The organism is Kitasatospora sp. NPDC058243 (assembly GCF_042882025.1).
Taxonomy (GTDB): domain Bacteria; phylum Actinomycetota; class Actinomycetes; order Streptomycetales; family Streptomycetaceae; genus Kitasatospora.
Map to the genome: position 1 here is coordinate 13870 of NZ_JBHVWW010000075.1, position 26017 is coordinate 39886.

At 72.9% G+C, this 26017-nt stretch carries 25 protein-coding genes; 4 read left to right on the forward strand and 21 right to left on the reverse strand.

Going from position 1 to position 26017, the window contains the following annotated elements; genetic code table 11:
• Positions 1-4: 4 nt before the first annotated feature.
• The 12 genes from ACFVX9_RS33855 to ACFVX9_RS33910 form a co-directional block, all read right to left on the reverse strand.
• Entirely contained in the window at positions 5-733 is a 729-nt protein-coding gene (locus ACFVX9_RS33855; RefSeq protein WP_380425061.1) for a methionine ABC transporter permease, read from the reverse strand.
• The gene (locus tag ACFVX9_RS33860; protein WP_063346838.1) at positions 730-1755 is read right to left on the reverse strand and encodes a methionine ABC transporter ATP-binding protein; all 1026 of its coding nucleotides are present in this window, start codon (positions 1753-1755) and stop codon (positions 730-732) included. The genes ACFVX9_RS33855 and ACFVX9_RS33860 overlap by 4 nt, the downstream gene beginning before the upstream one ends.
• A gap of 579 nt (positions 1756-2334) precedes the next feature.
• The gene (locus ACFVX9_RS33865) at positions 2335-2838 is read right to left on the reverse strand and encodes a GNAT family N-acetyltransferase (protein WP_063346839.1); all 504 of its coding nucleotides are present in this window, start codon (positions 2836-2838) and stop codon (positions 2335-2337) included.
• A gap of 475 nt (positions 2839-3313) precedes the next feature.
• Positions 3314-3571, reverse strand: a complete 258-nt coding sequence (locus tag ACFVX9_RS33870) for a hypothetical protein (protein ID WP_159398377.1) — start codon at positions 3569-3571, stop codon at positions 3314-3316.
• A gap of 123 nt (positions 3572-3694) precedes the next feature.
• Positions 3695-5131, reverse strand: a complete 1437-nt coding sequence (argH, locus tag ACFVX9_RS33875) for an argininosuccinate lyase (protein WP_363372855.1) — start codon at positions 5129-5131, stop codon at positions 3695-3697.
• Positions 5132-5175: 44 nt separating this feature from the next.
• Positions 5176-6369: an argininosuccinate synthase gene (locus ACFVX9_RS33880; protein ID WP_380486467.1), complete on the reverse strand. Its 1194-nt coding sequence runs from the start codon at positions 6367-6369 to the stop codon at positions 5176-5178.
• 182 nt (positions 6370-6551) lie between these two features.
• Complete coding sequence (locus tag ACFVX9_RS33885) at positions 6552-7100, reverse strand: arginine repressor (RefSeq protein ID WP_063346843.1); 549 nt, start codon at positions 7098-7100, stop codon at positions 6552-6554.
• 23 nt (positions 7101-7123) lie between these two features.
• On the reverse strand, positions 7124-8329 hold the full coding sequence (locus ACFVX9_RS33890; RefSeq protein WP_380562509.1) for an acetylornithine transaminase: 1206 nt from the start codon (positions 8327-8329) through the stop codon (positions 7124-7126).
• Positions 8326-9201, reverse strand: coding sequence for an acetylglutamate kinase (gene argB, locus ACFVX9_RS33895; RefSeq protein WP_063350977.1), 876 nt, complete (start codon positions 9199-9201; stop codon positions 8326-8328). The genes ACFVX9_RS33890 and argB overlap by 4 nt, the downstream gene beginning before the upstream one ends.
• 143 nt (positions 9202-9344) lie before the next feature.
• The gene (gene argJ / locus ACFVX9_RS33900; RefSeq protein WP_387985503.1) at positions 9345-10499 is read right to left on the reverse strand and encodes a bifunctional glutamate N-acetyltransferase/amino-acid acetyltransferase ArgJ; all 1155 of its coding nucleotides are present in this window, start codon (positions 10497-10499) and stop codon (positions 9345-9347) included.
• Positions 10500-10513: 14 nt separating this feature from the next.
• A complete protein-coding gene (gene argC, locus ACFVX9_RS33905; protein ID WP_387985475.1) occupies positions 10514-11542 on the reverse strand; it encodes an N-acetyl-gamma-glutamyl-phosphate reductase in 1029 nt (342 codons plus the stop codon).
• 162 nt (positions 11543-11704) lie between these two features.
• Positions 11705-12907, reverse strand: a complete 1203-nt coding sequence (locus ACFVX9_RS33910; protein ID WP_387985478.1) for a methyltransferase — start codon at positions 12905-12907, stop codon at positions 11705-11707.
• A gap of 82 nt (positions 12908-12989) precedes the next feature.
• On the opposite strand from ACFVX9_RS33910, the gene ACFVX9_RS33915 reads away from it, so the two are divergent.
• A complete protein-coding gene (locus tag ACFVX9_RS33915; RefSeq protein WP_063346847.1) occupies positions 12990-13415 on the forward strand; it encodes a VOC family protein in 426 nt (141 codons plus the stop codon).
• A gap of 119 nt (positions 13416-13534) precedes the next feature.
• Positions 13535-13909: an RNA-binding S4 domain-containing protein gene (locus tag ACFVX9_RS33920; RefSeq protein ID WP_063346848.1), complete on the forward strand. Its 375-nt coding sequence runs from the start codon at positions 13535-13537 to the stop codon at positions 13907-13909.
• 31 nt (positions 13910-13940) lie between these two features.
• Here ACFVX9_RS33920 and ACFVX9_RS33925 read toward each other — a convergent pair whose 3' ends face one another.
• Positions 13941-14447, reverse strand: coding sequence for an FBP domain-containing protein (locus tag ACFVX9_RS33925; protein WP_063346849.1), 507 nt, complete (start codon positions 14445-14447; stop codon positions 13941-13943).
• Between the two features lie 157 nt (positions 14448-14604).
• Complete coding sequence (locus tag ACFVX9_RS33930) at positions 14605-15489, reverse strand: SAM-dependent methyltransferase (protein ID WP_380378646.1); 885 nt, start codon at positions 15487-15489, stop codon at positions 14605-14607.
• 275 nt (positions 15490-15764) lie between these two features.
• Between ACFVX9_RS33930 and ACFVX9_RS33935 the strand changes: the two genes are divergently transcribed.
• Positions 15765-16724, forward strand: coding sequence for a polysaccharide deacetylase family protein (locus ACFVX9_RS33935; RefSeq protein ID WP_387985483.1), 960 nt, complete (start codon positions 15765-15767; stop codon positions 16722-16724).
• Between the two features lie 34 nt (positions 16725-16758).
• Here ACFVX9_RS33935 and ACFVX9_RS33940 read toward each other — a convergent pair whose 3' ends face one another.
• The gene (locus ACFVX9_RS33940) at positions 16759-17577 is read right to left on the reverse strand and encodes an SDR family NAD(P)-dependent oxidoreductase (RefSeq protein WP_063346850.1); all 819 of its coding nucleotides are present in this window, start codon (positions 17575-17577) and stop codon (positions 16759-16761) included.
• 282 nt (positions 17578-17859) lie between these two features.
• On the opposite strand from ACFVX9_RS33940, the gene ACFVX9_RS33945 reads away from it, so the two are divergent.
• Positions 17860-18729, forward strand: a complete 870-nt coding sequence (locus ACFVX9_RS33945) for a 3-hydroxybutyryl-CoA dehydrogenase (RefSeq protein WP_380378644.1) — start codon at positions 17860-17862, stop codon at positions 18727-18729.
• 69 nt (positions 18730-18798) lie between these two features.
• Here ACFVX9_RS33945 and ACFVX9_RS33950 read toward each other — a convergent pair whose 3' ends face one another.
• From ACFVX9_RS33950 to pheS, 6 genes are all read right to left on the reverse strand, one after another.
• The gene (locus tag ACFVX9_RS33950; protein ID WP_380378643.1) at positions 18799-19641 is read right to left on the reverse strand and encodes a chitosanase; all 843 of its coding nucleotides are present in this window, start codon (positions 19639-19641) and stop codon (positions 18799-18801) included.
• 118 nt (positions 19642-19759) lie between these two features.
• Entirely contained in the window at positions 19760-20734 is a 975-nt protein-coding gene (locus ACFVX9_RS33955) for an ABC transporter permease subunit (protein WP_387985488.1), read from the reverse strand.
• On the reverse strand, positions 20731-21669 hold the full coding sequence (locus ACFVX9_RS33960; protein ID WP_063346854.1) for an ATP-binding cassette domain-containing protein: 939 nt from the start codon (positions 21667-21669) through the stop codon (positions 20731-20733). The genes ACFVX9_RS33955 and ACFVX9_RS33960 overlap by 4 nt, the downstream gene beginning before the upstream one ends.
• Positions 21666-22097: a GntR family transcriptional regulator gene (locus tag ACFVX9_RS33965; RefSeq protein ID WP_387985491.1), complete on the reverse strand. Its 432-nt coding sequence runs from the start codon at positions 22095-22097 to the stop codon at positions 21666-21668. The genes ACFVX9_RS33960 and ACFVX9_RS33965 overlap by 4 nt, the downstream gene beginning before the upstream one ends.
• A 143-nt stretch (positions 22098-22240) precedes the next feature.
• Positions 22241-24742: a phenylalanine--tRNA ligase subunit beta gene (gene pheT, locus ACFVX9_RS33970; protein ID WP_387985494.1), complete on the reverse strand. Its 2502-nt coding sequence runs from the start codon at positions 24740-24742 to the stop codon at positions 22241-22243.
• Positions 24742-25863, reverse strand: a complete 1122-nt coding sequence (pheS, locus tag ACFVX9_RS33975; protein ID WP_380378635.1) for a phenylalanine--tRNA ligase subunit alpha — start codon at positions 25861-25863, stop codon at positions 24742-24744. Before pheS ends, pheT begins: the two co-directional genes overlap by 1 nt.
• Positions 25864-26017: the final 154 nt, after the last annotated feature.

The following is a 26017-nucleotide window of genomic DNA, read 5'->3' on the forward strand; positions in this document are numbered from 1 at the left end:
AGGTCTAGGGGGCGACGAGGTCCTCGTCGGGGGCGGCCGGCGCGCGGCCCAGCAGGCGGGTCCGGCCGCCGGTGCCGCCGCGGTTGGCGAGGCGCCGGACGGCGAAGTCGCCGATCAGCTGGACGGCGGTGACGAGGATCACCAGCTCGGCCACGATGACCCACATGAAGGCGGTCTCGAAGCGCTGGTAGCCGTAGTTGACGGCGAGCGTGCCGAGGCCGCCGCCGCCGACCGTGCCGGCCATCGCGGAGTAGCTGATCAGCGTGATGATCGTGGTGGTCACCGAGGCGGCGATGCCGGGCAGCGCCTCCGGGAGCAGCGTCTTGCGGACGATCGTCCAGGTGCTGCCGCCCATCGCCTGGACGGCCTCGACCAGGCCGCGGTCGACCTCGCGGACGGAGGTCTCGACCAGGCGGGCGAAGAACGGGATGGCGCCGATGGTGAGCGGCACGGTCGCCGCCTGCCAGCCGATGGAGGTGCCGACCAGCCAGCGGGTGAAGGAGATCAGCGCGATCATCAGGATGATGAACGGCACCGAGCGGGCGATGTTCACCACGAAGGCGATCGACTTGTTGACGGCCCGGTTCGCCAGCAGCCCGCCCTTGTCGGTCAGCACCAGCAGGATGCCCAGCGGCAGGCCGAGCAGCACGGTGACGGCCGTGGAGACGCCGACCATCTGGAAGGTCTCCTGCGTGGCGGGCCCCATCAGGGCCCACATCTGGTCCCAGGTCATGCCACCGCTCCGTCCGCCGCGCCCAGTACGTCCACCTGCAGGCCCTGCTCTCGCAGGTAGCCGATCGGCACCACGTTGTCCTGGTGGCCGCCGGAGAGCTCGACCCGCATCCGGCCGACCATCCGGCCGGCGATGGTCTCCACCGCGGCGCCGAGGATGTTGATGTCGATCTGGTAGGTGCGGGCCAACTGGGAGACGAAGGGCTGGGCCGAGGAGTCGCCCTGGAAGGTGATCTCCAGCACGGTCGAGCCGGGGTGGCCGGTGCCGAACTCGCTGAGCGGGAACAGCTCGCGGGCCAGCTCGGAGCCGGGCTCGGCCAGCAGGTCGGTCAGCCTGCCGGACTCGACCACCCGGCCGCCGCGCATCAGGGCCGCGGAGTCGCAGACGGACTTGATGACGTCCATCTCGTGGGTGATCAGCAGGACGGTGAGGCCGAGCTGCTGGTTGAGGTCGCGCAGCAGCTTGAGGATCGAACGGGTGGTCTCCGGGTCGAGCGCCGAGGTGGCCTCGTCGGAGAGCAGCACCTTGGGGTCGCCGGCCAGGGCCCGGGCGATGCCGACGCGCTGCTTCTGGCCGCCGGAGAGCTGGTTGGGGTAGCTGCGGGCCTTGTCGCCGAGGCCGACCAGGTCGAGCAGTTCGGCGGCCTTGCGGCGGCGCTGGGTGCGGTCCAGTCCGATGATCTCCAGCGGGAGCTCGACGTTCTGCTGGACGGTCCGCGAGGAGAGCAGGTTGAAGTGCTGGAAGACCATGCCGATCCGGCGCCGCGCCTCCCGCAGTTCCCGGCCGGCCCGGTTCTCGCCGCCGGACAGCGCGGTCAGCTCGACCCCGTCGACCGTGACGGTGCCGGAGGTCGGACGCTCCAGCATGTTCACGCAGCGGATGAGGGTGGACTTGCCGGCGCCGCTGGTGCCGACGACTCCGTAGACCTCGCCAGGGCGGACGTGCAGGTCGACGCCGGCGAGGGCGCTCACCTCGCGGCCTCGGGAGCGGTAGACCTTCGTGAGGTCCGTGGTGGTGATCACAGCTGCTTCCGTGGGTCGGGGGCGGGCGGCGGGCGGCCGCCCGACCGGGGTGCGGTCGGCGACGTGCACGGCGCTTCGCCAGGGGGATCCGGACCTGCCACCTCTTGATCGTGGCCGCTGCGCGGCCGGGCCGCGCGACGGCGTGGCCCTTACGAGTCATCGGGCGCGAGTCACGGGCACGAGTCGTCGTGGACGACCACCCGCCCATGGGTGGGCAGGCGGGGAGAAGGGGTGTGGCAGGCTGGGCGCGCTCGCACGGACGGGAACGACGCCGGGTCTCGCTTCGGGGCGCGAGGTGGGGGCACCCTCAACCGGGTGCCGGGGGCGGTGGCCCTCAGCGGTGACACATTCGACGGCACATGGCGCGCTCACCTGCCGGCAGGGTGCCGGTGGGGGTCCATTTCGTCGTCGCAGTCATGTGAGCCAGTAAATCAGATGGGTCGATTTGGACCCAATTACTTGGATGTGATGTCCGCAATGCGGACACCCGACGCCGCCACCAGCGACGATACGGCTCGGCGCCGCCACCGGAGTGTCCGGATGGTGGCGGCGCCGTGCGGGCCGGAACGGGCGGAGGGCTCAGGCGGTCGCGGCGAGCGACACCACGGCGGGCTTCTCCAGGTGCACCAGGCTGAGCCGGTCGGTGACCGGCTCGACCGCGGACTGCCGGTAGCCCAGGCGGGTGTACAGCCGCAGGTTGCCGAGGCTGCGGTGGCCGGTGAACAGGCGGTAGGAGGTCACCGGACGGCCGTCCTCGGCGAGGCGGCGCTCCAGCGCGTCCAGCAGCCGGCCGCCCAGGCCGTGCCGCTGCATCCTCGGGTGGACGACCAGGCGCCCTATCCGGCCGACGCCCTCGGCGTCGACGTGACCACGGACGGTGCCGACCACCTCGTCGCCCAGCCGGGCGACCAGGACGTACTGCCCGGACAGTTCGGCGCGCAGGCTCTCCAGGCTCTGCGTCAGGGGCTCGATCGCCCAGTCGCCGTACAGCTCCGCCTCGGGCTGGTAGCCGAGGTACTGGAGCTTGAGGATCTGCTCCGCGTCCTCGGCGTCCGCCGCCGAGATGATCACGCTCATGCCCATGTGCTGGGGCCTCCCCATCGTCGTGCCCGGCGCGCAAACGTGAGGGTGACGCACCGGATGCCCTGCCGGAGATGTCCCGGCCGGGGATCTGCCCTGACCGGGGGTGGCGCACGAACGTACCAGCCGCGCGGCCCGGAAGTGCCCGGGTCGACGGCGACGCGCTCACGCTCAGTATCCGAGCGATCGCGGCACCGTCAAGAGCTACGTTCGCCAGCGCTCTACCCGCGTGTCAGCTGCTCTCAACCTTCCGGGCGTTCGACGTGGCGAGGGTCACGCGGGGGCGGGGCGGGTGGTGGGGCGGCTGGTGGGCGCCGCGCGCGGGGCGTGGCCGGGGGCGGCGACGGTTCGACGTGGCGAGGGTCACCCGGGGGGCGGAGGTCGGTGGCGGCGGCCGGTGGCGGCGGCCGGGCGTGCGGAACGTCACCCGGGCGGAGTCGCCTCCGGGGTGATCCGCATGCGGAGCGTCACCAGCGGCTCACGGGTACCGCTCGGCATGGAGGAGGATCCGCAGGCAGGCGAGGCAGCGGGAGCGGGTCGGCCCGATCGAGCCGCGCGGCATGCCGAGGCGTTCGGAGAGCTCCCGGTAGGTCGGCGGCGGATCCTCGGCGAGGGCGGCGACCAGCTCGGGGCAGCGGCCCGGCAGGCCGGCCACGGTCTCGCGGACCACGCGGCGGCGGCGTTCGGCGAGGAAGACGTCCTCGGCGGAGGGGACGGGCGGGAGGGTAGTGCACACACCGTGCATGACGGGCCGGGGCGGGCCGGGTTACGCCCGACCGGGGGTGCGGACGCCGGAGGGGGGGGGGGGGGGGGGGGGGGGGCCCCCCCCCCCCCCCCCCCCTCCCCCGCAGACCGGCGGTCAGCCCTGGATCCACTCCTGCTGCCGCGCCAGGTCCGCCTTCACCTCGGCGAGCTGGACCGCCACCGCCGACGGCGCGGTGCCGCCGCGCCCGTTGCGCGAGGCGATGGCGCCGTGCACGCTGAGCACCGACCGGACCTCGGGCGTCAGGTGCACCGAGATCGCCGCGAACTGCTCGTCCGTCAGGTCGGACAGCTCGATGCCCTCGGCCTCGCAGACCTTGACGCAGGCGCCGGCCACCTCGTGCGCGACCCGGAACGGCACGCCCTGCCTGACCAGCCACTCGGCGATGTCGGTGGCGAGCGAGAAGCCGGCCGGGGCCAGCTCCTCCAGCCGCTCCCGGTGCACGGTGAGGGTGGCCATCATCCCGGTGAACGCGGGCAGCAGCACCTCCAGCGTGTCGCAGGAGTCGAACACCGGCTCCTTGTCCTCCTGGAGGTCCCGGTTGTAGGCGAGCGGCAGGGCCTTGAGGGTGGCCAGCAGGCCGGTCAGGTTGCCGATCAGCCGGCCGGACTTGCCCCGGGCGAGCTCGGCGATGTCCGGGTTCTTCTTCTGCGGCATGATCGAGGAACCGGTGGAGAAGGCGTCGTGCAGCGTGATGAAGCCGAACTCCTTGGTGTTCCAGATGATCACCTCCTCCGCGATCCGGGAGAGGTTGATGCCGATCATCGCGGTCACGAACGCGAACTCGGCGACGAAGTCGCGCGAGGCCGTGCCGTCGATGGAGTTGCCGACCGAGCCGCCCTCGAAGCCGAGGTCGGCGGCGACGGCCTGCGGGTCGAGGCCGAGCGAGGAGCCGGCCAGCGCCCCGGAGCCGTACGGGGAGACGGCGGTGCGGACGTCCCACTGGCGCAGCCGCTCGGCGTCCCGGCCGAGGGCCTGCACGTGCGCGAGGACGTGGTGGGCGAAGAGGACGGGCTGGGCGTGCTGGAGGTGGGTGCGGCCCGGCATCGCGGTGTCCGGGTGCGCCTCGGCGAGGCCGACCAGGGCGTGCTGGAGGTCGAGCACCAGGGCGCCGATGGTCTTCGCGTGGTCCCGCAGGTACATCCGGAACAGGGTGGCGATCTGGTCGTTGCGCGAGCGCCCGGCCCGCAGCTTGCCGCCGAGGTCGGCGCCGAGGCGCTCCAGCAGGCCTCGCTCCAGGGCGGTGTGCACGTCCTCGTCGGCGACGGTCCCGGTGAAGGTGCCCGCCTGGACGTCGGCGAGCAGCTGGTCGAGGCCGGCCAGCATCGCGGCGAGCTCGTCGTCGGAGAGCAGGCCGGCCTTGTGCAGGACCCGGGCGTGGGCCTTGGAGCCGGCGATGTCGTACGGCGCGAGGCGCCAGTCGAAGTGGACCGAGGCGGAGAGCCTGGCCAGCGCCTCGGACGGGCCGTCGGCGAAGCGCGCGCCCCAGAGGCGGACGTCGGCGGTCTGGTCGGCGTGCTGGTCGGCGGACATCGCGTGGGCTCCTGACGGGGAAGGGGGGTGGGGACGGGAGGGGATCAGGCGAGGTCGCGGCGGGCGGCGAGCTTCGAGGACATCCCGAAGATCTCGATGAAGCCCTTGGACATCGACTGGTCGAAGGTGTCACCGGTGTCGTAGGTGGCGAGGTTGAAGTCGTACAGCGACTGGTCGGACTTGCGGCCGTTGACCACGGCCCGGCCGCCGTGCAGGACCATCCGGATCTCGCCGGTGACGTGCTGGTTGGCCTCGTTCACGAAGCCGTCCAGCGCGCGCTTGAGCGGGGAGAACCAGAGGCCGTCGTAGACGAGTTCGGCCCAGCGCTGCTCCACCTGCCGCTTGTAGCGGGCGAGTTCGCGCTCGACGGTGACGTTCTCCAGGGCCTGGTGGGCGGTGATCAGGGCGATCGCGCCGGGGGCCTCGTAGATCTCCCGGGACTTGATGCCGACCAGCCGGTCCTCGACCATGTCCAGCCGGCCGATGCCCTGGGCGCCGGCCCGCTCGTTCAGCTCCTCGATGGCCTGGAGGACGGTCACCTTGCGGCCGTCGATCGCCACCGGGACGCCGGCGTCGAAGGTGATGACCACCTCGTCGGCCTCGCGCGGGGCGGCCGGGTCCTGGGTGTAGTCGTAGACGTCCTCGATCGGGGCGTTCCAGATGTCCTCCAGGAAGCCGGTCTCGACGGCCCGGCCGAAGACGTTCTGGTCGATCGAGTACGGGGACTTCTTGGTGGTGGCGATCGGCAGGCCCTTGGCCTCGGCGAAGGCGATCGCCTTGTCCCGGGTCATCGCGTAGTCGCGCACCGGGGCGATGCACTTCAGGCCGGGGGCCAGGGAGTTGATGCCGACCTCGAACCGGACCTGGTCGTTGCCCTTGCCGGTGCAGCCGTGCGCGACGGTGGTGGCGCCGTGCTTGCGGGCAGCGGCGGCCAGGTGCTTGACGATGACCGGCCGGGACAGCGCGGAGACCAGCGGGTACTGGCCCTGGTAGAGCGCGTTGGCCTTGATCGCCGGGAGGCAGTACTCGTCGGCGAACTCGTCGCGGGCGTCCGCGACCTCGGCCTCGACGGCGCCGCAGTCCAGCGCGCGCCGGCGGATCGCCTCCAGGTCCTCGCCGCCCTGGCCGACGTCGACGGCGACGGCGATGACCTCGGCGCCCGTCTCCTCGGCGATCCAGCCGATGCAGACGGAGGTGTCCAGTCCGCCCGAGTAGGCGAGTACGACGCGCTCGGCCACGGCTTTCTCCTTACAGCTCTACGTACAGGGTTTCCGTACAGGTTTACGGCGACAGGCATAAGTATGCACTACTCCGTATGAAACACAAAACCCCGGCCGGGGAAGTTCTCCACCGGTCGGGGTTTCGTGTCGTGGCGCGTCGTTGTGCGTCGTGACGCGTCGGGGTCTCGCGTCGTGGCGCGCTACTGCGCCTTCGCCTGGGCGAGTTGCATGAGGTGGTCGGCGAGCGCCTGGCCGCCCGCCGGGTCCCGGCTGATCAGCAGGACGGTGTCGTCACCGGCGATGGTGCCGATGATCTCGAACACCTCCGCCTGGTCGATCGCCGAGGCGAGGAACTGCGCGGCCCCCGGAGGGGTGCGCAGCACCACCAGGTTGCCGGAGGCCGTCGCGGAGACCATCAGCTCGCCGGCCAGCCGGGCCATCCGGCCCTCGCTGGCCGACTCGCCCATGGGCGCGCGCGGCGTGCGGTCGCCGCCCTCCGCCGGGACGGCGTAGATCAGCGCGCCGTCCCGGTTGCGGATCTTGACCGCGCCCAGCTCGTCCAGGTCCCGGGAGAGGGTCGCCTGGGTGACCACGAGTCCGTCGTCGGCGAGCAGCTTGGCGAGCTGGCTCTGCGAGCGCACGGGCTGGCGGGTGAGCAGGTCCACGATCCGCCGGTGCCGCGCGGTGCGGGTCTGCGGCACCTGCGGCGACGGGCCTGCGGCGGACGGGCCGGAGTGGGAAACGGTCATGTGGTTATTCTCCCGGACAACGGTCAGCTCGCATCGGCCGGGGCGCCCTCGCGCACCGCCCGCAGGACGCCCGGCAGAGCGGCGAGGAAGGCGTCCGCCTCCTGCTCGGTCAGCACCAGCGGCGGGGCCAGCCGGACGGCGTCCGGGACGGCCGCGTTGACCAGGAAGCCCGCCTCCTGCGCGGCGGCCTGCACCCGCACCGACACCGGCTCGGTGAGCACGATGCCGAGCAGCAGTCCGGCGCCGCGCACGTGCGAGACCAGCGGGTCGCCGATCGCCTCGACGCCCTGGCGCAGCCGCTCGCCGAGCTTGCGGACGTGCTCCAGCAGGCCCTCGGACTCGATGGTGTCCAGGACCGCGAGCCCGGCCGCCGCGGCCACCGGGTTCCCGCCGAAGGTGGTGCCGTGCTGGCCCGGGGTGAGCAGTTCGGCGGCCTCGCCGAAGGCCAGCACCGCGCCCATCGGCAGCCCGCCGCCGAGCGCCTTGGCGAGGGTGACGACGTCCGGCTCGACGCCCTCGACGGCCTGGTGGGCGTACCAGTACCCGGTGCGGCCGACGCCGGTCTGGATCTCGTCCAGGATCAGCAGGGTGCCCGTCGCCCGGGTGATCTCGCGGGCCGCCCTCAGGTAGCCCTCGGGCAGCGGGATGGCGCCGTTCTCGCCCTGGATCGGCTCCAGGAAGACCGCCGCGGTCTCGGTGGTGACGGCCGCGCGCAGCGCCTCGACGTCGCCGAACGGGACGTGCGTGACGTCGCCGGGCAGCGGGCGGAACGGCTCCTGCTTGGCCGGCTGGCCGGTGAGCGCGAGGGCGCCCATCGTCCGACCGTGGAAGGCGCCCTGGAGGGCGACCAGGTGGGTGCGGCCGGTCCGGCGGCTGATCTTGAACGCGGCCTCGTTGGCCTCGGCGCCGGAGTTGCAGAAGAACACCCGGCCGCCGTCCCGGCCGTCCAGCCGCAGCAGCCGCTCGGCGAGGGCGATGGTCGGCTCGGCCATGAAGAGGTTGGAGACGTGGCCCAGGGTGGCGATCTGCCGACTGACCGCCTCGACGACCGCCGGGTGGGCGGTGCCGAGGGCGTTGACGGCGATGCCGCCGAGCAGGTCGGTGTACTCCTTGCCGTCGGCGTCCCAGAGCTTGGCGCCCGCACCGCGCACCAGCGCGATCCGCGGGGTGCCGTAGTTGTCGGTGAAGGCATGCTGCCACCGGCCGGTCAGTTGCTCGTTCGCGGTCATGCCAGTCCCCCGGTCACGGTCTGTTCGTCGTCCGGCACGACCATCGTGCCGATGCCCTCGTCGGTGAAGATCTCCAGCAGCAGGCTGTGCTGCACCCGGCCGTCCAGGACGCGGGCGGTGCCCACCCCGGAGCGGACGGCGCGCAGGCAGCCCTCCATCTTGGGGAGCATGCCGCTGGCCAGGCTCGGCAGCAGCTCCTCCAGCTCGCTCGCGGCGAGTTGGCTGATCACGTCGTCGGAGTTCGGCCAGTCCGCGTAGAGGCCCTCGACGTCGGTCAGGACCACCAGCATCTCGGCGCCCAGCGAGACCGCCAGGGCGGCCGCGGCGGTGTCGGCGTTGATGTTGTAGACGTGGCCGTCGGCGCCGCGCGCGATCGAGGAGATGACCGGGATCCGGCCGTCGGCGATCAGCGCCTTCACCGCGCCGGCCTCGATGTTGACGATGTCGCCGACCAGGCCGATGTCGACCTGCTCGCCGTCCACCACCGCGTACCGCTTGACCGCCGTCATGGTGTGCGCGTCCTCGCCGGTCATGCCGACGGCGAACGGGCCGTGCTCGTTGAGCAGGCCGACCAGTTCGCGCTGCACCTGGCCGGCCAGCACCATCCGGACCACGTCCATGGTCTCGGGGGTGGTGACCCGCAGGCCGTTGGTGAAGCTGGACTCCAGGCCGAGCCGCTCCAGCTGGGCGCTGATCTGCGGGCCGCCGCCGTGCACCACGACGGGGTGCAGGCCGGCGTAGCGCAGGAAGACGACGTCCTGGGCGAAGGCCGACTTGAGGCTCTCGTCCACCATGGCGTTGCCGCCGAACTTGATCACGACGGTCTTGCCGTGGAAGCGCTCCAGCCACGGCAGCGCCTCGATCAGCGTCATCGCCTTGGGCAACGCGGTGTTGTTGCGGGCCTGTTCGCCCTTGGGTGCGATCTTCACGGGTGTCCCTCGTCCGAACGGGTGTCGCGCATCGGGTGTCGCGGATCAGGTGTCGCGCATCGGTGGCGCGCGTCACCTGTCGGGCATCAGGTCGAGTAGGCGCTGTTCTCGTGGACGTAGTCGGCGGTGAGGTCGTTGGTCCACAACGAGGCGCTCGCCGTACCGGCGTTGAGGTTCGCGGTGATGACGACCTCGCGGCCGGCCATGTCCACCAGGGTGCGGTCCTCGCCGACGCTGCCGTCCTTGCAGACCCAGACGCCGTTGATGGCCACGTCCAGCCGGTCCGGCTCGAAGGCGGCGTCGGTGGTGCCGATCGCGGCCAGCACCCGGCCCCAGTTGGGGTCCTCGCCGTGGATGGCGCACTTGAGCAGGTTGTTGCGGCTGATCGTCCGGGCGACGTCGACGGCCTCCTCCTCGGTGGCGGCGCCGGTGACGTCGATCCGGATGTCCTTGCTGGCGCCCTCGGCGTCGGCGATCAGCTGGCGGGCCAGGTCGGCGCTGACGGTGCGGACCGCCTCGGCGAACTCGGCCTCGTCCGGGACGACGCCGGAGGCGGCCGAGGCCAGCAGCAGCACGGTGTCGTTGGTGGACATGCAGCCGTCGGAGTCGATCCGGTCGAAGGTGGTGCGGGTGGCGCCGCGCAGCGCGGTGTCCAGGGCGGCGGAGTCCAGGTCGGCGTCGGTGGTGATCACGACCAGCATGGTGGCCAGGCTCGGGGCGAGCATGCCCGCGCCCTTGGCCATGCCGCCGACCGTCCAGCCCGCCGGGCTGGTGACCTGGGCGGTCTTGTGCACGGTGTCGGTGGTCTTGATGGCGATCGCGGCGGCCTCGCCGCCGGTCGCGCTCAGCTCCCGGGCGGCCAGCGCGACGCCGGGCAGCAGGACGTCCATCGGGAGGCGCTCGCCGATCAGGCCGGTGGAGGCGACGGCGACCTCGCCGGCGTTGAGCTCCAGCTCCTCGGCGACCTTCTCCGCGGTGGTGTGGGTGTCCTGGAAGCCGAGCGGGCCGGTGCAGGCGTTGGCGCCGCCGGAGTTGAGGACCACGGCGGACACCTGGCCGCCCTTGAGGACCTGCTCGGACCAGACGACCGGCGCGGCCTTGACCCGGTTGGCGGTGAAGACGCCGGCGGCGGCGAGCGCGGGGCCGTCGTTGACCACCAGGGCGAGGTCCGGGGTGCCGGAGGCCTTGATGCCGGCGGTCACGCCGGCGGCCCGGAAGCCCTTGGCGGCCGTCACGCCCACGTTCGTACTGTTGCTCACGGTGCGACTCCGTTCACGGGAAGGCCCAGCTCCTCGGGCAGGCCCAGGGCGATGTTCATGCTCTGCACCGCGCCGCCCGCGGTGCCCTTCACGAGGTTGTCGATCGCGCTGATCGCGATGATCCGCCCGGCGGTGGCGTCCAGCGCGACCTGGACGAGGGCGGTGTTGGCGCCGTAGACGCTGCTGGTCTGCGGCCACTGCCCCTCGGGCAGCAGGTGGACGAACGGCTCGTCCGCGAACGCCTCGGTGTAGGCGGCGCGCAGGCTCTCGGCGGTCACGCCGGGCCGCGCCTTGGCGGAGCAGGTGGCGAGGATGCCGCGCGGCATCGGGACGAGGGTCGGCGTGAAGGAGACGGTGACGGGCTCGCCCGCGACCGGGGTGAGGTTCTGCACCATCTCCGGGGTGTGCCGGTGCACGCCGCCGACGCCGTACGGGCTGACGTTGCCCATGACCTCGCTGCCCAGCAGGTGGGTCTTGGCGGCCTTGCCCGCACCGGAGGTGCCGGAGGCGGCGACCACGACGGCCTCCGGCTCGGCGAGGCCGGCCGCGTATGCCGGGAACAGCGCCAGGGACACGGCCGTCGGGTAGCAGCCGGGCACGGCGATCCGGTTGCTGCCCTTCAACGCGGCCCGGTGGCCGGGGAGTTCGGGCAGGCCGTAGGGCCAGGTGCCGGCGTGCGCGGAGCCGTAGAACTGCTCCCAGTCGGTGGCGGCGCGGAGCCGGAAGTCGGCGCCGCAGTCGACCACCAGGACGTTGTCGCCGAGCGCCTCGGCGACGGCGGCGGACTGGCCGTGCGGCAGCGCCAGGAAGACCGCGTCGTGGCCGGCCAGCACCTCGGGGGTGGTGGGTTCGAGGACGCGGTCGGCGAGCGGGATCAGGTGCGGCTGGAGCGCGCCCAGCCGGGTGCCCGCGTTCGAGCCGCCGGTCAGCGCCCCGATCTCCACCTCCGGGTGGCCGAGCAGCAGGCGCAGCACCTCGCCGCCCGCGTATCCGCTCGCGCCGGCGACGGCGACTCGCAATGCCATGGCGTTCCTCCTTTGTTGTGGCATGAATATACGCAGCACGGAACATTCATGCAAGGAGCTGCGGTCAGGACCCCGAAGAACGCCCGAAAACCGCCCTGCGTCCGCCCGGCCGGGCCGCCACCGGCCCACGACCGACCCTCCCCCGACCGGGCGGACGCCGGACTACCGCTTGACCGCGCGCAGCACCACGAACTTGGGGTTGCCCGCCACCAGCTGGCAGTTCCCGAAGAGACGCCGCAGCTTGACGTGGTAACCGAGATGGCGGTTGCCGACCACCCACAGCTCCCCGCCCGGCCGCAGCGCCCGCCGGGAACCGGTGAACATCCGCCAGGCGGTGGCGTCCGTGGTGGCCTGGTGCGAGTGGAACGGCGGATTGTTCAGGACGAGGTCCACCGAGCCCGCGGGCGCCACCTCCGGCGCCAGCGCGTCGGCCGTCAGGAACTCCGCCCGGGCGTCCGGGCCCAGATTGGCGCGGAAGGTCTCCTCCGCCGAGGCCACCGCCTGATGGGACTCGTCGACGAACACCAGCTCCGCACCCGGCCCGGCCAGCGCGGCGGCCGTGCCGACCACGCCGTTGCCGCAGCCCAGGTCGACCACCCGGGCCCCGGGCGCCGGGGTCGGCAGGTGTCCGAGGAAGAAGCGGGTGCCGATGTCGAGGCGCTCGGCGCAGAACGTGCCGGCGTGGTTGACCACCGTGCGCCCGGACACCGCTCCGACGTCCGGCGGCAGCGCGTAGCGGTGCGGCCACGGGCTGGGGCCGGGATCCAGCGCCGGATCCGGGGTGCAGAAGATCAACCGGGCCTTGCGGGCGGCGAGCGAGGTGCGGGTCGGGCCGAGGATCCGCTCGAAGAGCTGGAGCGTGGAGGTGTGGATCTCGGCGACCATGCCGGCGCCGACCACCACCGTGCCCGGGTGGACGGCGGGGGCCAGCCGGTACAGCTGGTCCTCCAGCAGGGCCAGGCTCTTGGGCACGCGCACCAGCAGGACGTCGATCCGCTCCGGCGGGGCGTCCCGGGTGGTCAGCAGCCGGGCCGGGTCGACGGTGGCGCCGGCCCGCGCCAGGTTGGCCAGGGTGGCCTGCCGGCCGAGGTGGGAGTCGACGATCTGCACCGGCTCGTGGGCGGCCAGCGCGGTGGTCAACGCGCCCCAGCGGTCGCCCAGGACGACGATCCGGCGGCCGGCCAGGTCGGTCACGGTGCCGGCGGCGCTGTCCGCCTCGCCCGCGAGGTGGCGCAGCAGGTAGTCGTCGGCCGCGTCCCAGGCCCGCAGCCGCTCACGCGGGTCCTCGGGGAAGCGGGTGAGGTCGAAGGCGCCCCACGGCGTGCTGAACAGGGTCGCCGCGGCGGGCGTGATCTCGGGATTCATCGTGTTCTCAGGCTATCCGACGGCCCGACGGGGAACCGTTTCGACGGATACTGGAAGAGCCCGGCCGAGAGGGGTGAGGGCGATGGACTGGAAGCTCGAAGTCGTGGTGGTCCCGGTGTCGGACGTGGACCGCGCGAAGCTGTTCTACGAGGAGCTGGTCGGCTTCACGGTCGACCACGACACCCGGTTGCGCGACGGGGTCCGGGTCGTCCAGCTGACTCCCCCGGGCTCCACGTGCTCCATCGTGGTGGGCACCGGGGTCATCGGGGCGCCGCCCGGATCCGTGAAGGGACTGCAGCTGGTGGTACCGAACATCGACAAGGCGCACGCCGAACTCGCGGCCCGCGGCGTCGAGGTCAGCCCGGTCCAGCACTTCGAGGCGGGCAGCCGGGTGGACGGGCACGGCGAGGCGTGGAACTCCTTCGTGTTCTTCAACGACCCGGACGGCAACGGCTGGGCGGTCCAGGAGGCTCCGCAGGCGGCCCGGATGGTGCCGGAGGCGGCGTAGCAGGCGCCGCGGGCGCGGGCTCAGGGCTCGGGCTCGGGCTCGGGCTCGGGCTCGGGCTCGGGCTCAGGCTCGGGCTCAGGCTCAGGCTCGGGCTCAGGCGGCTTGGGTAGGCTCCAGGGATGGCTGAACACGAGGGAAGCGTGCGGGTGGACAGCTGGATCTGGTCGGTCCGGCTCACCAAGACGCGGGCGCTGGCCGCCGCCGCCTGCCGGGCCGGACACGTGCGGGTGAACGGCGAGCGGGTCAAGCCGGCCCAGGCGCTGCGCCCCGGGGACGAGGTGCGGGTCCGCGAGGAGGGCTACGAGCGGGTCGTCGTGGTGCAGAAGCTCATCCGCAAGCGGGTCGGCGCGACGGTGGCGGCGGACTGCCTGATCGACAACAGCCCGCCGCGGCCGCCGCGCGAACTCGTCGCGACGGCCGGCGAGCGGGACCGGGGCGCCGGTCGCCCGACCAAGCGGGAGCGGCGCGACCTCGACCAGCTGCGCGGGCACTGATCCCCTCATCGCGCGGTGTCGGCGCGTCCCGTCAGCGCGCGGTGTCGGCGAGCACCTTGGCGAGGAACGCGTCCAGGTTGCCCACCGTCCGGTCGATCTGCCGCTCCAGCGGCAGCGACTCGTCGGGCCTGGTCACCAGGGCGGACTTCTTCAGCCCGCGCACGTACAGCGAGCAGGCGAGGTCGGCGCAGATGTACGTGCCGACGGTGTTGCCCTCCCGCCCGGCCGCCCCGGCCCGGCGGGCGGCGAGCAGCGCGACGCCGGAGCCGGCGTGCGCGGTGATGCACAGCGAGCAGACGTTGGTCTTGGTGAGGCTGCGGCGGATCGTCGGCACCCGCAGCGTCACGCCGACCGGCTCGCCGCCGTACGACGCCACCAGGTAGGCCCGGTCGGGCGCGCCCTGGTCCCGCCAGCCGAGGAAGTCCAGGTTCTCCCAGGGCAGTTCCGCCAGGCCCCGGGGGAGGTTGAGCCGACTGGCCTCGCCCTTGGAGCAGTTGACGAAGGACGCGCGGATCTCGTTCTCGTTCAGGGGTTCCATGCCGCGGAAGCTAACACCGGCCCGCCCGCGCTGTCGTGCCAATTTCTCCCGGTACGCACCGGGGAGGGTGACGGGCTGTCAGTGGCCGAGCCTAGGGTGTTCGCGAGGCCGGTCCCGGCGTAGGAGGGAGGCGCCGGGGCCGCCTCGTGAACCGGGGCTACTGCTTGAACGCGACGCCCGCGTAGGCGGAGACGTCCTGCCAGCCTTCGGGGAGTTCGGTGGTGGGGACGTGGCCGGGGGTGGGGCGCCAGAGCGGGAGTTGGACCAGGCCGGGGCCGGCGAACTCGAAGTCGCCGAAGAAGGGTTCGACGCCGGCGCGCGGGCGCAGCACCAGGGGGGCGCTGGCGCTGCGGTAGATGCGGGTGCCTTCGGCGGCGCTCTCCCGGGAGGCGAAGTCGGGGCTGCCGTGGGAGAGGATCAGCGCGCTGCCGGGGGCGAGCGCGTCGCGCAGGGTGCGGACGATCTGCTGGGCGCCGTCCTCGTCGCGGATGAAGTGCAGCACGGCGACGAGCATCAGCGCGACCGGCCGGGACAGGTCGACGGCGGCGAGCAGGCCCGGGTGGTCGAGGATGGCGGCCGGGTCGCGCAGGTCGGCCTCGATGACCGAGGTGTGTCCGGCGGGGTGGCCGGCCAGCAGGGCGCGGGCGTGGGTGGCGACGATCGGGTCGTTGTCGACGTACACCACCCGGGCGTCCGGGGCGACCCGCTGGGCGACCTCGCTGGTGGAGCCGACGGCCGGGATGCCGGTGCCGATGTCGACGAACTGGCGGATGCCCCGGCCGGCGGCGAACTCCACCGCGTCGCCGAGGAACTGCCGGTTGGTGCGGGCCAGCAGCGGCAGCGCGGGGTAGGCGGCTATGGCGGCCTGGGCGGCCTTGCGGTCGGCCTCGAAGTTGTCCTTGCCGCCCAGGTAGTAGTCGTACATCCGGGCGGTGTGCGGGATGCCGGTGTCGAGCTCGCTCGGCGGCTGCCAGTCGTCCGCTCTGGCCCAGTCCCAGTCGGTGCCGGTGGCCTCGCCGACGGCTGCGCTGTCCTCGTGCATCCTGTTCCGCCCCCCTCTGCCGTGCTCACTGCCGGAAATGGCACCGCCGCGGCGGTCGGCGGGCCCGCCCGGTACGACGGGGGTGACCCGCGTCCGGCCCGGCCACCCTCCCGTGGCGTGCGGTGCGCCGTGATCGTATCCGACGACACGCCGGTGAAACAGCGGGAGTTCAGGTTTACGCAACACCCGGGCAGTGGAGTGTGTGCACGTCAATGGCGGTACCGGGACGCTCCTCGGATCGCCGTGGGTGGCCACCGTCCCTATGCTGACTGCCGATGACTGCCGACCGCCGCACCGTACTGCGCACCGCCGTCCAGCTGGCCGCCCTGACCGCCGCCAGCGGGTTCCTCAGCGCGTGTGCCTCCGGCACCCCGCGCCGGGCCGACGCCGGGGGGCTCGCCGTGCACCCGGGCACCCTCGACCCGCAGCACACCACCGACCCGGCCTGGAACGGCGGCGAGGGCCCGGCCTCCCCCGTGCCGTCCGCCCCGCCGGAGCCGCAGCCCACCGGGGCCGACCCGACCGCGGGTACCGACCCGGCCACCGGCGCGGAGCCGGCCGCCGGGGTCGCGACGCCGCCGACGCCCCCACCCACGCCTCCGACGCCGCCGGTGCTGCCGCCGCTCGCCGCCGGCACCCCGGTCGAGGTCGTGAACGGGCCGCGCACCAGCAAGTTCGTGGCGCTGACCTGCCACGGCAGCGGCGATCCGAAGCAGGCCACCGCGCTGCTGGAGGCCGCCGAGCAGCGCGGCATCAAGCTGACCGTGATGGTCGTCGGCAGCTGGCTCGACCAGCAGCCGCAGATGGCCCGCCGGATCCTGGACGCCGGCCACGAACTGGGCAACCACACCCAGAACCACCTCGACCTGTCGACGATGACGGCCGCCCAGGTGCACGACGAGATCGCCCAGTGCGCCGAACGGCTCCAGCGGCTCACCGGCTCGATCGGCCGCTGGTTCCGCCCGTCCGCCGCGCAGTACGCCACCCGGACGGTGCGCGAGCAGGCGAAGGCGGTCGGCTACGAGCACGTGCTGTCCTTCGACGTCGACCCGCGCGACTACAACGACCCGTCGGCCGCCGAGTTGCAACGCCGGGTGCTGAAGTCGGTGCGCGGCGGGTCGGTGGTCGCCCTGCACATGGGCCACCAGTGCACGGTGGACGCGCTGCCGGGCATCCTGGACGGCCTCGCCAAGGCGGGGCTGAAGCCGGTGACCGCCAGTCAGCTGTGCGCCTGACCGCTCTTCGCAGCGCGCCGGCCGAGGGGCCCGTTCAGCCCATCGGGTCGTCCGCCTTGTACGGGCGCATCCGCAGCGTCCGGGCGTCCGCCGCGCGGATCTCCGCGGCCCGGTTGACCAGTTCCTCCAGGTCGTCCCGCCCGGCGTGGATGAACCGGCCGTGCAGGCCGTCGAAGCGGCCGCGGGCGGCGTCCACGGTGACCGCGACCATGTACGGGATGGAGCCCCAGGTCTGCGTGTCCTTGAACATCGGCATGGCGGCGGTCATGTCGGTTTCGACCGCGCCGGGGCTGATGTCGAGGATGACGATGCCGTGGCGGGCCAGCGAGTCCGCCATGTTGTCGGAGAGCTGGAGCAGCGCGCCCTTGGAGGTCGCGTACGCGGTGTAGTGGCCGTCCGGGCGCAGGGCGAAGCCGGAGTTGAGGTTGACCACCCGGCCGCGCCGCCGGGACACCATGCCGGGCAGGACGCAGCGCAGCAGGTTGTAGGGGCCGCGCAGGTTGGTCTCGATCACCTGCCACCACTGGTTGGCGTCGGTCTCCCAGAGCGGCACCTCGGCGCGGTCGACCAGGCCGGCGTTGTTGATCAGCAGGTCGATCGGGCCGAGGTCGCGTTCGACGACCCGGACGGCCTCGCGGACGGCGCCGGCGCGGGTGACGTCGGCGGTGACGGCGACGCCGCGGGAGCCGCGCCGGGCGCACTCCTTGAGGGTGTCGGTCAGCGTCCCGTGGGTGCGGCCGACCAGGCCGACGGCCATGCCCTCGGCGGCCAGGCCGATGGCGATCTCCCGGCCGATTCCCCGGCCCGCGCCGGTGATCAGGGCGACCTGCCCTGTGAGCGATCCCGTCGGCACCGTGTGCTCCCTTCCCGTCCCCGGCCCCCGTCCGCGGCATTCTTCCGGCCGCCGCACGGGCGCGGCCCCGGGCGCACGGGCGGCGGGCCCGGCCTCACCCGTTCGGACGACGGCTCGCACTGGCACCCGGCCGGGGAGGGGGTGACCTACTGGCCGGTACGGAGTAGTAACGTCGTCGGGACGGTGACCGGTGCACCCATTCCGGCACACCGGCCCGTTGACCAGCAGCTCGCTGGGTCACCAGTCGCTGGGCGATCCCCAGCACCACCGAAGGGCAACTGAGTGAGTGACATCGCGCGCGTCGGAGTGATCGGCTGCGGCCTGATGGGGTCGGGCATCGCGGAGGTCTTCGCCCGGGCCGGGCTGGACGTCCTGGTGGCGGAGGCCAGCGGCGAGGCGCTGGAGTTCGGCCGTACCCGGCTGACCAACTCCCTGGACACGGCGGTCAAGCGCGGCAAGCTGAGCCCGGAGGATCGGGACGCGGCGCTGGCCCGACTGGCCTTCACCGTGGACCTGGCCGACTTCGCCGACCGCGACCTGGTGGTCGAGGCGGTCGCCGAGCGCGAGGACATCAAGGTCAAGATCTTCCAGACCCTGGACCAGGTGGTCGAGCGCCGTGACGCGATCCTGGCCTCCAACACCTCGTCGATCCCGATCGTGAAGCTGGCCGCCGCCACCTCCCGCCCCGAGCAGGTGATCGGCCTGCACTTCTTCAACCCGGCGCCGGTGCAGAAGCTGGTCGAGGTCATCCCGACGCTGACCACCTCGGCGGTGACCACCGAGCGGGTCGAGGCCTTCGCCTCCCAGGAGCTCGGCAAGGAGCCGATCCGCGCCCGCGACCGGGCCGGCTTCGTGGTCAACGCGCTGCTGGTGCCCTACCTGCTGTCCGCGGTGCGGATGTTCGAGTCGGGCGTGGCCACGGCCTCCGACATCGACAAGGGCATGGAGGCCGGCTGCGCCCACCCGATGGGCCCGCTGCGGCTGTGCGACCTGATCGGTCTGGACACCATCGTCTCGATCGCCGAGTCGATGTACGACGAGTACAAGGAGCCGCTGTACGCGGCTCCCCCGTTGCTGTCCCGGATGGTCGACGCGGGCCTGCTGGGCCGCAAGTCCGGCCGCGGCTTCTACGACTACACCGCGAGCGCCTGAGCACCGGCCGGTGGACGGCGGCGGGGCCCGGGAGCGAGGTGCTGCTCCCGGGCCCCGCTCGGCGTTGCGTCAGCTGTTGATGGCGTAACTGTCGCCGTAGACCTTCCACTTGAGCGGCGGGTTGAGGTCGAAGTTCTTCGCGTTGAGGAAGACCGACTGCTCGGTGTCGACCCGGCTGGTGTCGGAGTGGGCCTGCTCCTTCTTCATGACCACCTTGCGGGCGTCCAGGAAGGCCTTGAGGTAGGTGGCCTCGTCGCCGCCCTGGGCGGGGGTCTTGGCCTTCTTCAGGGCGGCGGCGCGGATGCCGCCGAAGCTGTCCGAGCTGTTGCCGGGGCCGTGCATGACGATGGCGTCGTAGTAGGCGAACTGGCCGAGCGCGCGCAGGCCGTCGGACTTGGCCTGGTTGACGGCGGGGTTGAAGTACACCCGGTCGCGCTCGTCGTTCTGGGCCTGCAGGAAGACCGTGTCCTTGGCGGCGGCGGCCCAGTCGTTGACGAAGGGGGTGCCGAGGCCGGCGTGCGAGGCGCTGCCGTTGACCTTCTTCAGGGCCGGCAGGTACTTGGCGAGGACGTTGCCCGGCTTGAGGTCGGTGTAGTGCTGGACGAGGTCCAGCATGTCGCCGGTGCCGGAGCAGAAGCCGATGATGCCGGCGGTGTAGCCGCGCCCGTCGCCGATGTCCTCGATGTACTTGTACTGGGCCTTCCAGTCCAGCGAGGAGTTCTCCGCGCTGGACACCAGCTGCATCGCGATGTCCTTCTTGTGCGGGTCGTCCAGCCCGACTCCCTTGAGCTGGACGGACGTCGCGGACGTCGGCGCGGCGGTGGCGGCGCCGGCGGCCGCGACCGTGAGGGGCGCGGCCACCAGGGCGGCGGCGAGGGCGATGCGGAGGGCACGGTTGTGCTGGGGACGCATACGATGCTCCGTTTCCTCGGGGGGTTAGGAAACTTTCCTAACGAGAATTAAGAGCCCTCCTTCCCCGTCCCCGCAAGGGTTTTGACAAAGTCTCTTCAAGGCTCTTCAAAGACGCAGGTCAGACCGCCCGCCTGCGCACCCACCAGACCGCCGCCGCGCACAGCAGCACCGCCAGGGCCGCCATCCAGCCGAGCTCGATGAACTGGAACGACCAGTAGCGACTGCCCGGTTGGTAGATCTCGTGCGCCGAGTAGCCGCCCTCGCTCACCAGCTTCTGGGCGCCGTAGTAGTCGTTCCCCGCGTCGTAGAGCCGCCCGATGCTCATCCGGTTCCCGGCCGGGTCGGTGATCCACGTGCTCCCCTCCCAGCGGTGGTCGACCGAGGCCTGCGCCAGCGTGTGCAAGGTGTCCTGGAGCGGGGCGCGGTAGTCGAACCGCAGGGACTGGGCGACCAGCGTGGACACGACCGAGGCCGCCACCCCGATCCCCACCGCCACCACCGTCCGCCGCAGCACCGCGCCCGCGAGCGCGGACAGCGCGAAGACCAGCAGGACCCGGCCGACCAGGGCGGGCGCGGCGGCCGTGAACAGCAGCGGCGTGAAGCGGCCCGACTGCCTCGCCATCGGCTCCAGCCACCAGTTGGTCACCACGCCCGCCAGCACCGTCGCGACGGCCAGCACGCCGCCCACGACGGCCAGCACGCCCACCGTCCACCTGGTCCGTCCGGCCCCCTGGGTCCAGGCGAAGCGGACCGTGCCGTGCTCGAACTCCCGTGCCAGCAAAGGGCCGCCGGCGAAGGCGCCGAGGGCGCCGCCGAGGAAGTAGACGATGTTCGCGCCGACCATCAGCTCGGTGCCGTACTCGCGCAGGAACCCCTTCCAGTGTTCGTTGCAGGCACGCGTCGCCATGTCGCAGTCACCCGCGCCGGACCGGTCGAACCCGGCGTGCAGGAAGTACCCGGTGACGGCCAGCAGCAGGACGAGCCCGGCCAGGACGCCCAGCAGCACCCGCAGCGCGGGCCGGTGCCGCAGCCACGCCGCCCGCACCACCCCGGCCCGGGGCAGTGCGGCGGGAACGGCGGTGACGGCACTCATGACAGCATCGCTTTCTCGGACGTACGGACGGACGCGCGGACGGCCCCGCGCGGGCCGGGCAGGGCGGAGGCGGTCGGCTCGCGCAGGTAGGCGAGCACCAACTCCTCCAGGCCGACGCGCTGTTGGCGCCAGCCGGCGGAGACCGGGGCGTCCACGCCGCCGGTCCGCACCAGCAGGTGCGACTGCGCCCCGGCCCTGCGGTCGCGGACCACCGGCAGCCGGGCGGCGACCTCGTCCGCCCCGGCGGTCGGGCCGGTCAGCATCCGGTGGCCGGCCACCAGGTCGTCCGCCTCGCCCGCCACCTGGACCCGGCCGCCACCGAGCACCACCAGGTGGTCGCAGCTCTGCTCCAGCTCGTTGACGGCGTGCGAGGAGAACACCACGGACAGGCCGTCCTCGGCCACGGCGGTCAGCAGCACCGCCATGAAGTCGTGCCGGGCCAGCGGGTCCAGGGCGGCCAACGGCTCGTCCAGCAGCAGCAGTTCGGGGCGCTTGGCGAGCGCCAGGGCGAGCGAGACCTGGGCCTGCTGGCCGCCGGAGAGGCGGCCGTACCTGCGGTCCAGCGGGATGCCGAGGCCCTCCAGGTGGGCGTGCGCCCGGGCGTCGTCCCAGCGGCGGTTCAGGTACCGGCCCATCCGGAGCAGGTCGCGCACGGGCACTCCGGGGTAGAGCGCGGCGTTCTGGGCGACGAACCCGATCCGGTCCAACGCCGCCGGTGAGCCCGGCAGTTGGTCGCCGAGAACGGTCATGGCACCCTCGCTCGGCCGGGTCAGCCCGGCGGCCAGGCCCAGCAGTGTGGTCTTGCCGGCGCCGTTCGGCCCGACCAGCGCCACCACGCGCCCGGCGGGGACGGCCAGATGGCAGTCCCGCAGCGCCCAGGAACGGCGGTAGCGCTTGCCGATCCCGCCGCAGTCGATCACGGTGTCCGCCGTCATGACGCCACCTCTCCGTTCCGCAGGTCGCGCAGCGTGTCCTCGAACACCGCGACCATCCCTTCCTCGTCCAGCCCGGTGGCCCGCGCCGCGCACATCCAGTCCAGCAATCCCCGTCGCAGCGCGGCCCGTTCGCGCAACGGCACCACCCCGGCGGGCAGTCCGCGCACGAACGTGCCCTGGCCGCGCCGGCCGACGGCCAGGCCGCGGTGCTCCAGCTCGCGGTACGCCTTGAGCACGGTGTTCGGGTTGATCGCCAGCCCCGCCACCACCTCGCGCACCCGGGGAAGCCGGTCCCCCTCCGTCAACCAGCCCATCCGCAGCGCCTGTTCGACCTGCTGCACGAGTTGCAGATAGGTCGGGACACCGGAGGCCGGGTCCAGGCGGAACTCGATCGGAGGGGGCGGGTCGGCATCTTTATCTAGTTCCATAGTTAATGAGTTAAGTGGATATGGTGACGTTCCGTCAAGCCAAGGAAAGGCGAGGGAAGGCGAGGGAAGGCAGGAAAAGTCGAGGAACGGCAAAGGGCCCCGCCCGGACCGAGGTCCGAACGGGGCCCTGGGGCCTGACGGGATCAGGCGCCGCGCAGCACCGCACCGGTGCGGGCGACGGCCTCGGCGACGGCCGCCTCGCGGGCGGCGGTCGCCTCGTCGGCGGTCAGCGTGCGGTCCGCGGCGCGGAAGCGCAGCGCGTACGCCAGCGACTTGCGGCCCTCGCCGACCTGCTCGCCGGTGAAGACGTCGAACAGCCGGATGGCCTCCAGCAGTTCGCCCGCGCCGGAGCGCAGCGCGGCCTCCACGTCGGCGGCCGGAACGGCGGCGTCGACGATCAGTGCGACGTCCTGGGTGGCCACCGGGAAGCCGGAGACCGCAGGGCCGTTGACCTTCTCGGCGCCGTCCGCGGTGAGCAGGTCGACGTCGATCTCCATCGCGCTGGTGCGGGCCGGCAGGCCGAGCGCCTTGACGACGCGCGGGTGCAGCTCACCGGCGTGGCCGACCACCCGGTCGGTGCCGGTGACGACCAGCTCGGCGCAGCGGCCCGGGTGCCACGGTGCCCGCTGCCCCTGCCGCACGGTCAGCTCGACGCCGGCCGCGCGGGCCACCGTACGGGCCGCCTGGACGGCGTCCGCCCAGGACGCCCCGGCGCCCTGGCCCCACCAGCCGGACGGCAGCCGCTCGCCCGCGAGGGCGACGGCGACCCGGCGCGGCTGGTCCGGCAGCGCGGCGTCCAGCGCGGCCAGCTCATCGGCGCTGGGCCGGCGGTCGACGGCCGGGCGCGGGGCCACGGACAGCTCGTCCTTGGGCAGGAAGACGGTGCCGGTCTCGTAGATCGCCAGGTCGGTGTTGCCGCGGCCGATGTTGCGCCGCAGCGAGCCGAGCAGGCCCGGCAGCAGCGTGGTGCGCAGCGCCGGCTCCTCGTCGTTGAGCGGGTTGACCAGCTTGACGGTGCGCCGGCGCCGGTCGTCCGGCTCCAGGCCGAGCGCCTCGAAGGCACTCTCGCCGAGGAACGGGTAGTTGTTGACCTCGACGTAGCCGGCCCCGGCCAGCGCGACGCCGATCCGGCGGTGGACGCGCTGGGCCTCGGTCAGGCCCTTGCCCGGGGGCACGTTGGGCATCCGGGCGGGGACGTTGTCGTAGCCCTCCAGCCGGATGACCTCCTCCGCGAGGTCGTACGGGTCGGTGAGGTCGGGGCGCCAGGTCGGCGGGGTGACCTCCAGGACGTCGGCGCCGGCGACCGAGCAGCCGATCTCCTGCAGGCGCCGGGTCACGGTCTCGCGGCCGTACGCGGTGCCGGCGACCCGGTCGGGCAGGTCGGCGGAGATGGTGATGGTGCGCACCGGGTGCGGGGCGGCGATGTCGGTGACCCCGGCCTCGGCGGTGCCGCCGGCGATCAGGACCAGCAGGTCGACGGCGCGCTGGGCGGCGGCGCGGGCGGCCTCCGGGTCGACGCCGCGCTCGAAGCGCTTGGACGCCTCGGAGGGCAGCTTGTGCCGCTTGGCGGCGCGGGCGATGGCGACCGGCTCGAAGTGCGCCGCCTCGATGATCACCTCGGTGGTGCCCGGGCCGGCGGCCGGGTCGAGGATCTCGGTGGAGGCGCCGCCCATGACACCGGCCAGGCCGATCGGGCCGCTGTTGTCGCAGATCAGCAGGTCCTCGGCGGAGAGCTTGCGCTGCACGCCGTCGAGGGTGGTCAGGCTCTCGCCCTGCTCCGCCCGGCGGACCGTGATCGGGCCGCTCACGCGCTGCTTGTCGTAGGCGTGCAGCGGCTGGCCGACCTCCAGCATCACGTAGTTGGTGATGTCGACGGTCAGCGAGATCGGGCGGATGCCGGCCTTCTGGAGGCGGCGCTGCAGCCAGATCGGGGACTTGGCGGTCGGGTCGATGCCGACGACCGTGCGGGCCACGAAGCGGTCGCAGCCGCCCGGGTCGTTGACCTTGACCAGGTAGCCGAAGGAGTTGGCCGGCGGCACGTCGAGCAGTGCCGGGTCGGCCAGCGGCAGCCCGTACGCGGCGGCGGCCTCGCGGGCGACGCCGCGCAGGGACAGGCAGTAGCCGCGGTCCGGGGTGACGGCGATGTCCAGCACCTCGTCGACCAGCTGGAGCAGCTCGATCGCGTCGGTGCCGGGCTCGAACTCCGGCGGGAGCACGATGATGCCGTCGTGGTCGTCGCCCATGCCGAGCTCGCGGGCCGAGCAGATCATGCCGGCCGAGGTGCGGCCGTAGGTCTGGCGGGCCGCGATCGGGAAGGGACCGGGCAGCACGGCGCCCGGGAGCACCACGACGACCTTGTCGCCGACGGCGAAGTTGGTGGCGCCGCAGACGATCTCCTGCGGCTCGCCGGTGCCGTTGGCGTCGCCGACGTTGACGAGGCAGTGCCGGATCGGCTTCTTGAAGCCGGTCAGCTGCTCGATGGAGAGCACCTCGCCGACCACCAGCGGGCCCTTGAGGTCGCCGCCGAGCTGCTCGACGGTCTCGACCTCCAGGCCGGCCCGGACCAGGCGCTCCGCCACGTCACGGCCGGTCTCGCCGGCCGGCAGGTCGACGTACTCACGCAGCCAGGAAAGCGGGACGCGCATCAGATCTCCATCCCGAACGGGAGGGTGAAGCGCACGTCACCCTCGACCATGTCGCGCATGTCGGCGACGTTGTGACGATTCATCAGGATCCGCTCCAGGCCCAGGCCGAAGGCGAACCCGCTGTAGCGGTTGGGGTCGACGCCGCAGGAGACCAGCACGCGCGGGTTGACCACGCCGCAGCCGCCGAGCTCGATCCAGCCCTCGGAGGAGCAGGTCCGGCAGGGGCGGTCCGGGTTGCCGACGCTCTCGCCGCGGCACACGAAGCACTGCAGGTCGATCTCGGCGCTCGGCTCGGTGAACGGGAAGTACGAGGGGCGCCAGCGCAGCTCCAGGCCGCCGCCGATCAGCTTCTCGACCAGCACCTCGATGGTGCCCTTGAGGTCGGCGAAGGTGATGCCCTCGTCCACCGCGAGGCCCTCGACCTGGCGGAACACCGGGGTGTGCGTGGCGTCCAGCTCGTCGGTGCGGTAGACGCGGCCGGGGCAGACCACGTAGACCGGGGGCTCGCGGTCGAGCAGGGTGCGGGCCTGGACCGGGGAGGTCTGGGTGCGCATCACCACGCCGGAGTCGGCGGAGCCGTCCGGGGCCTGCACGAAGAAGGTGTCCTGCATCGAGCGGGCCGGGTGGTCCGGGCCCAGGTTGAGGGCGTCGAAGTTCAGCCACTCGGCCTCGGCCTCGGGGCCCTCGGCGACCTGGTAGCCCATCGCGACGAAGGTGTCCTCGATGCGCTCGGCCAGGGTGGTCAGCGGGTGCCGGGCGCCGCGCGGGGCGCGGTCGTACGGCAGCGTGACGTCCACCGCCTCCTCGACCAGCACGCGGGCGTCGCGCTCCGCCTCCAGCTCGGCCTGCCGCTTGGCGAGGGCCTTGTTGACGGCGCCGCGGGCCTGGCCGATCAGCTTGCCGGCGGCGGCCTTGGCGTGCGGGGGCAGGGCGCCGATCTCGCGGTTGGCGAGGGAGAGCGCGGAACGGTCGCCGGTGTGGGCGACCTTGGCCTCCTTCAGCTCGTCGAGCGTGCTGGCGGCGGCGAAGGCGGCGACGGCCTCGTCCCGCGCCTGCTCCACCACCTCGGGCTTGAGGGCCTCGACCTCGACCGGGTCGTACGACTTGTTGGGTGCCGACATCTCTATCTTCCCGTGCTCCTGCTCGTCCGTGCTCAGGTAAGGGTGGCTGCCTCTGCGGTACGCCCGGTGTGGCCGGGGCACGGGCAGCCGTTCTCCGTACGACGGGGAAGAGGGATGTCCGCGGCTCAGCCGCACAGGGCGTACCACAACGCCA

What these genes read in the sequence shown, in the direction of transcription:
- ACFVX9_RS33915 (WP_063346847.1), top strand. Translation starts at nt 12,990, where the DNA reads ATGGACTGGAAGCTCGAAGTCGTGGTGGTCCCGGTGTCGGACGTGGAC.
- ACFVX9_RS33950 (WP_380378643.1), bottom strand. Translation starts at nt 19,641, where the DNA reads ATGCGTCCCCAGCACAACCGTGCCCTCCGCATCGCCCTCGCCGCCGCC.
- ACFVX9_RS33935 (WP_387985483.1), top strand. Translation starts at nt 15,765, where the DNA reads ATGACTGCCGACCGCCGCACCGTACTGCGCACCGCCGTCCAGCTGGCC.
- ACFVX9_RS33925 (WP_063346849.1), bottom strand. Translation starts at nt 14,447, where the DNA reads ATGGAACCCCTGAACGAGAACGAGATCCGCGCGTCCTTCGTCAACTGC.
- argB (WP_063350977.1), bottom strand. Translation starts at nt 9,201, where the DNA reads ATGACGCTGATCGAGGCGCTGCCGTGGCTGGAGCGCTTCCACGGCAAG.
- ACFVX9_RS33965 (WP_387985491.1), bottom strand. Translation starts at nt 22,097, where the DNA reads ATGGAACTAGATAAAGATGCCGACCCGCCCCCTCCGATCGAGTTCCGC.
- ACFVX9_RS33885 (WP_063346843.1), bottom strand. Translation starts at nt 7,100, where the DNA reads ATGACCGTTTCCCACTCCGGCCCGTCCGCCGCAGGCCCGTCGCCGCAG.
- ACFVX9_RS33865 (WP_063346839.1), bottom strand. Translation starts at nt 2,838, where the DNA reads ATGGGCATGAGCGTGATCATCTCGGCGGCGGACGCCGAGGACGCGGAG.
- ACFVX9_RS33955 (WP_387985488.1), bottom strand. Translation starts at nt 20,734, where the DNA reads ATGAGTGCCGTCACCGCCGTTCCCGCCGCACTGCCCCGGGCCGGGGTG.
- ACFVX9_RS33930 (WP_380378646.1), bottom strand. Translation starts at nt 15,489, where the DNA reads ATGCACGAGGACAGCGCAGCCGTCGGCGAGGCCACCGGCACCGACTGG.
- ACFVX9_RS33890 (WP_380562509.1), bottom strand. Translation starts at nt 8,329, where the DNA reads ATGACCGCGAACGAGCAACTGACCGGCCGGTGGCAGCATGCCTTCACC.
- argH (WP_363372855.1), bottom strand. Translation starts at nt 5,131, where the DNA reads ATGTCCGCCGACCAGCACGCCGACCAGACCGCCGACGTCCGCCTCTGG.
- pheS (WP_380378635.1), bottom strand. Translation starts at nt 25,863, where the DNA reads ATGTCGGCACCCAACAAGTCGTACGACCCGGTCGAGGTCGAGGCCCTC.
- argC (WP_387985475.1), bottom strand. Translation starts at nt 11,542, where the DNA reads ATGGCATTGCGAGTCGCCGTCGCCGGCGCGAGCGGATACGCGGGCGGC.
- ACFVX9_RS33920 (WP_063346848.1), top strand. Translation starts at nt 13,535, where the DNA reads ATGGCTGAACACGAGGGAAGCGTGCGGGTGGACAGCTGGATCTGGTCG.
- ACFVX9_RS33855 (WP_380425061.1), bottom strand. Translation starts at nt 733, where the DNA reads ATGACCTGGGACCAGATGTGGGCCCTGATGGGGCCCGCCACGCAGGAG.
- ACFVX9_RS33910 (WP_387985478.1), bottom strand. Translation starts at nt 12,907, where the DNA reads ATGAATCCCGAGATCACGCCCGCCGCGGCGACCCTGTTCAGCACGCCG.
- pheT (WP_387985494.1), bottom strand. Translation starts at nt 24,742, where the DNA reads ATGCGCGTCCCGCTTTCCTGGCTGCGTGAGTACGTCGACCTGCCGGCC.
- ACFVX9_RS33960 (WP_063346854.1), bottom strand. Translation starts at nt 21,669, where the DNA reads ATGACGGCGGACACCGTGATCGACTGCGGCGGGATCGGCAAGCGCTAC.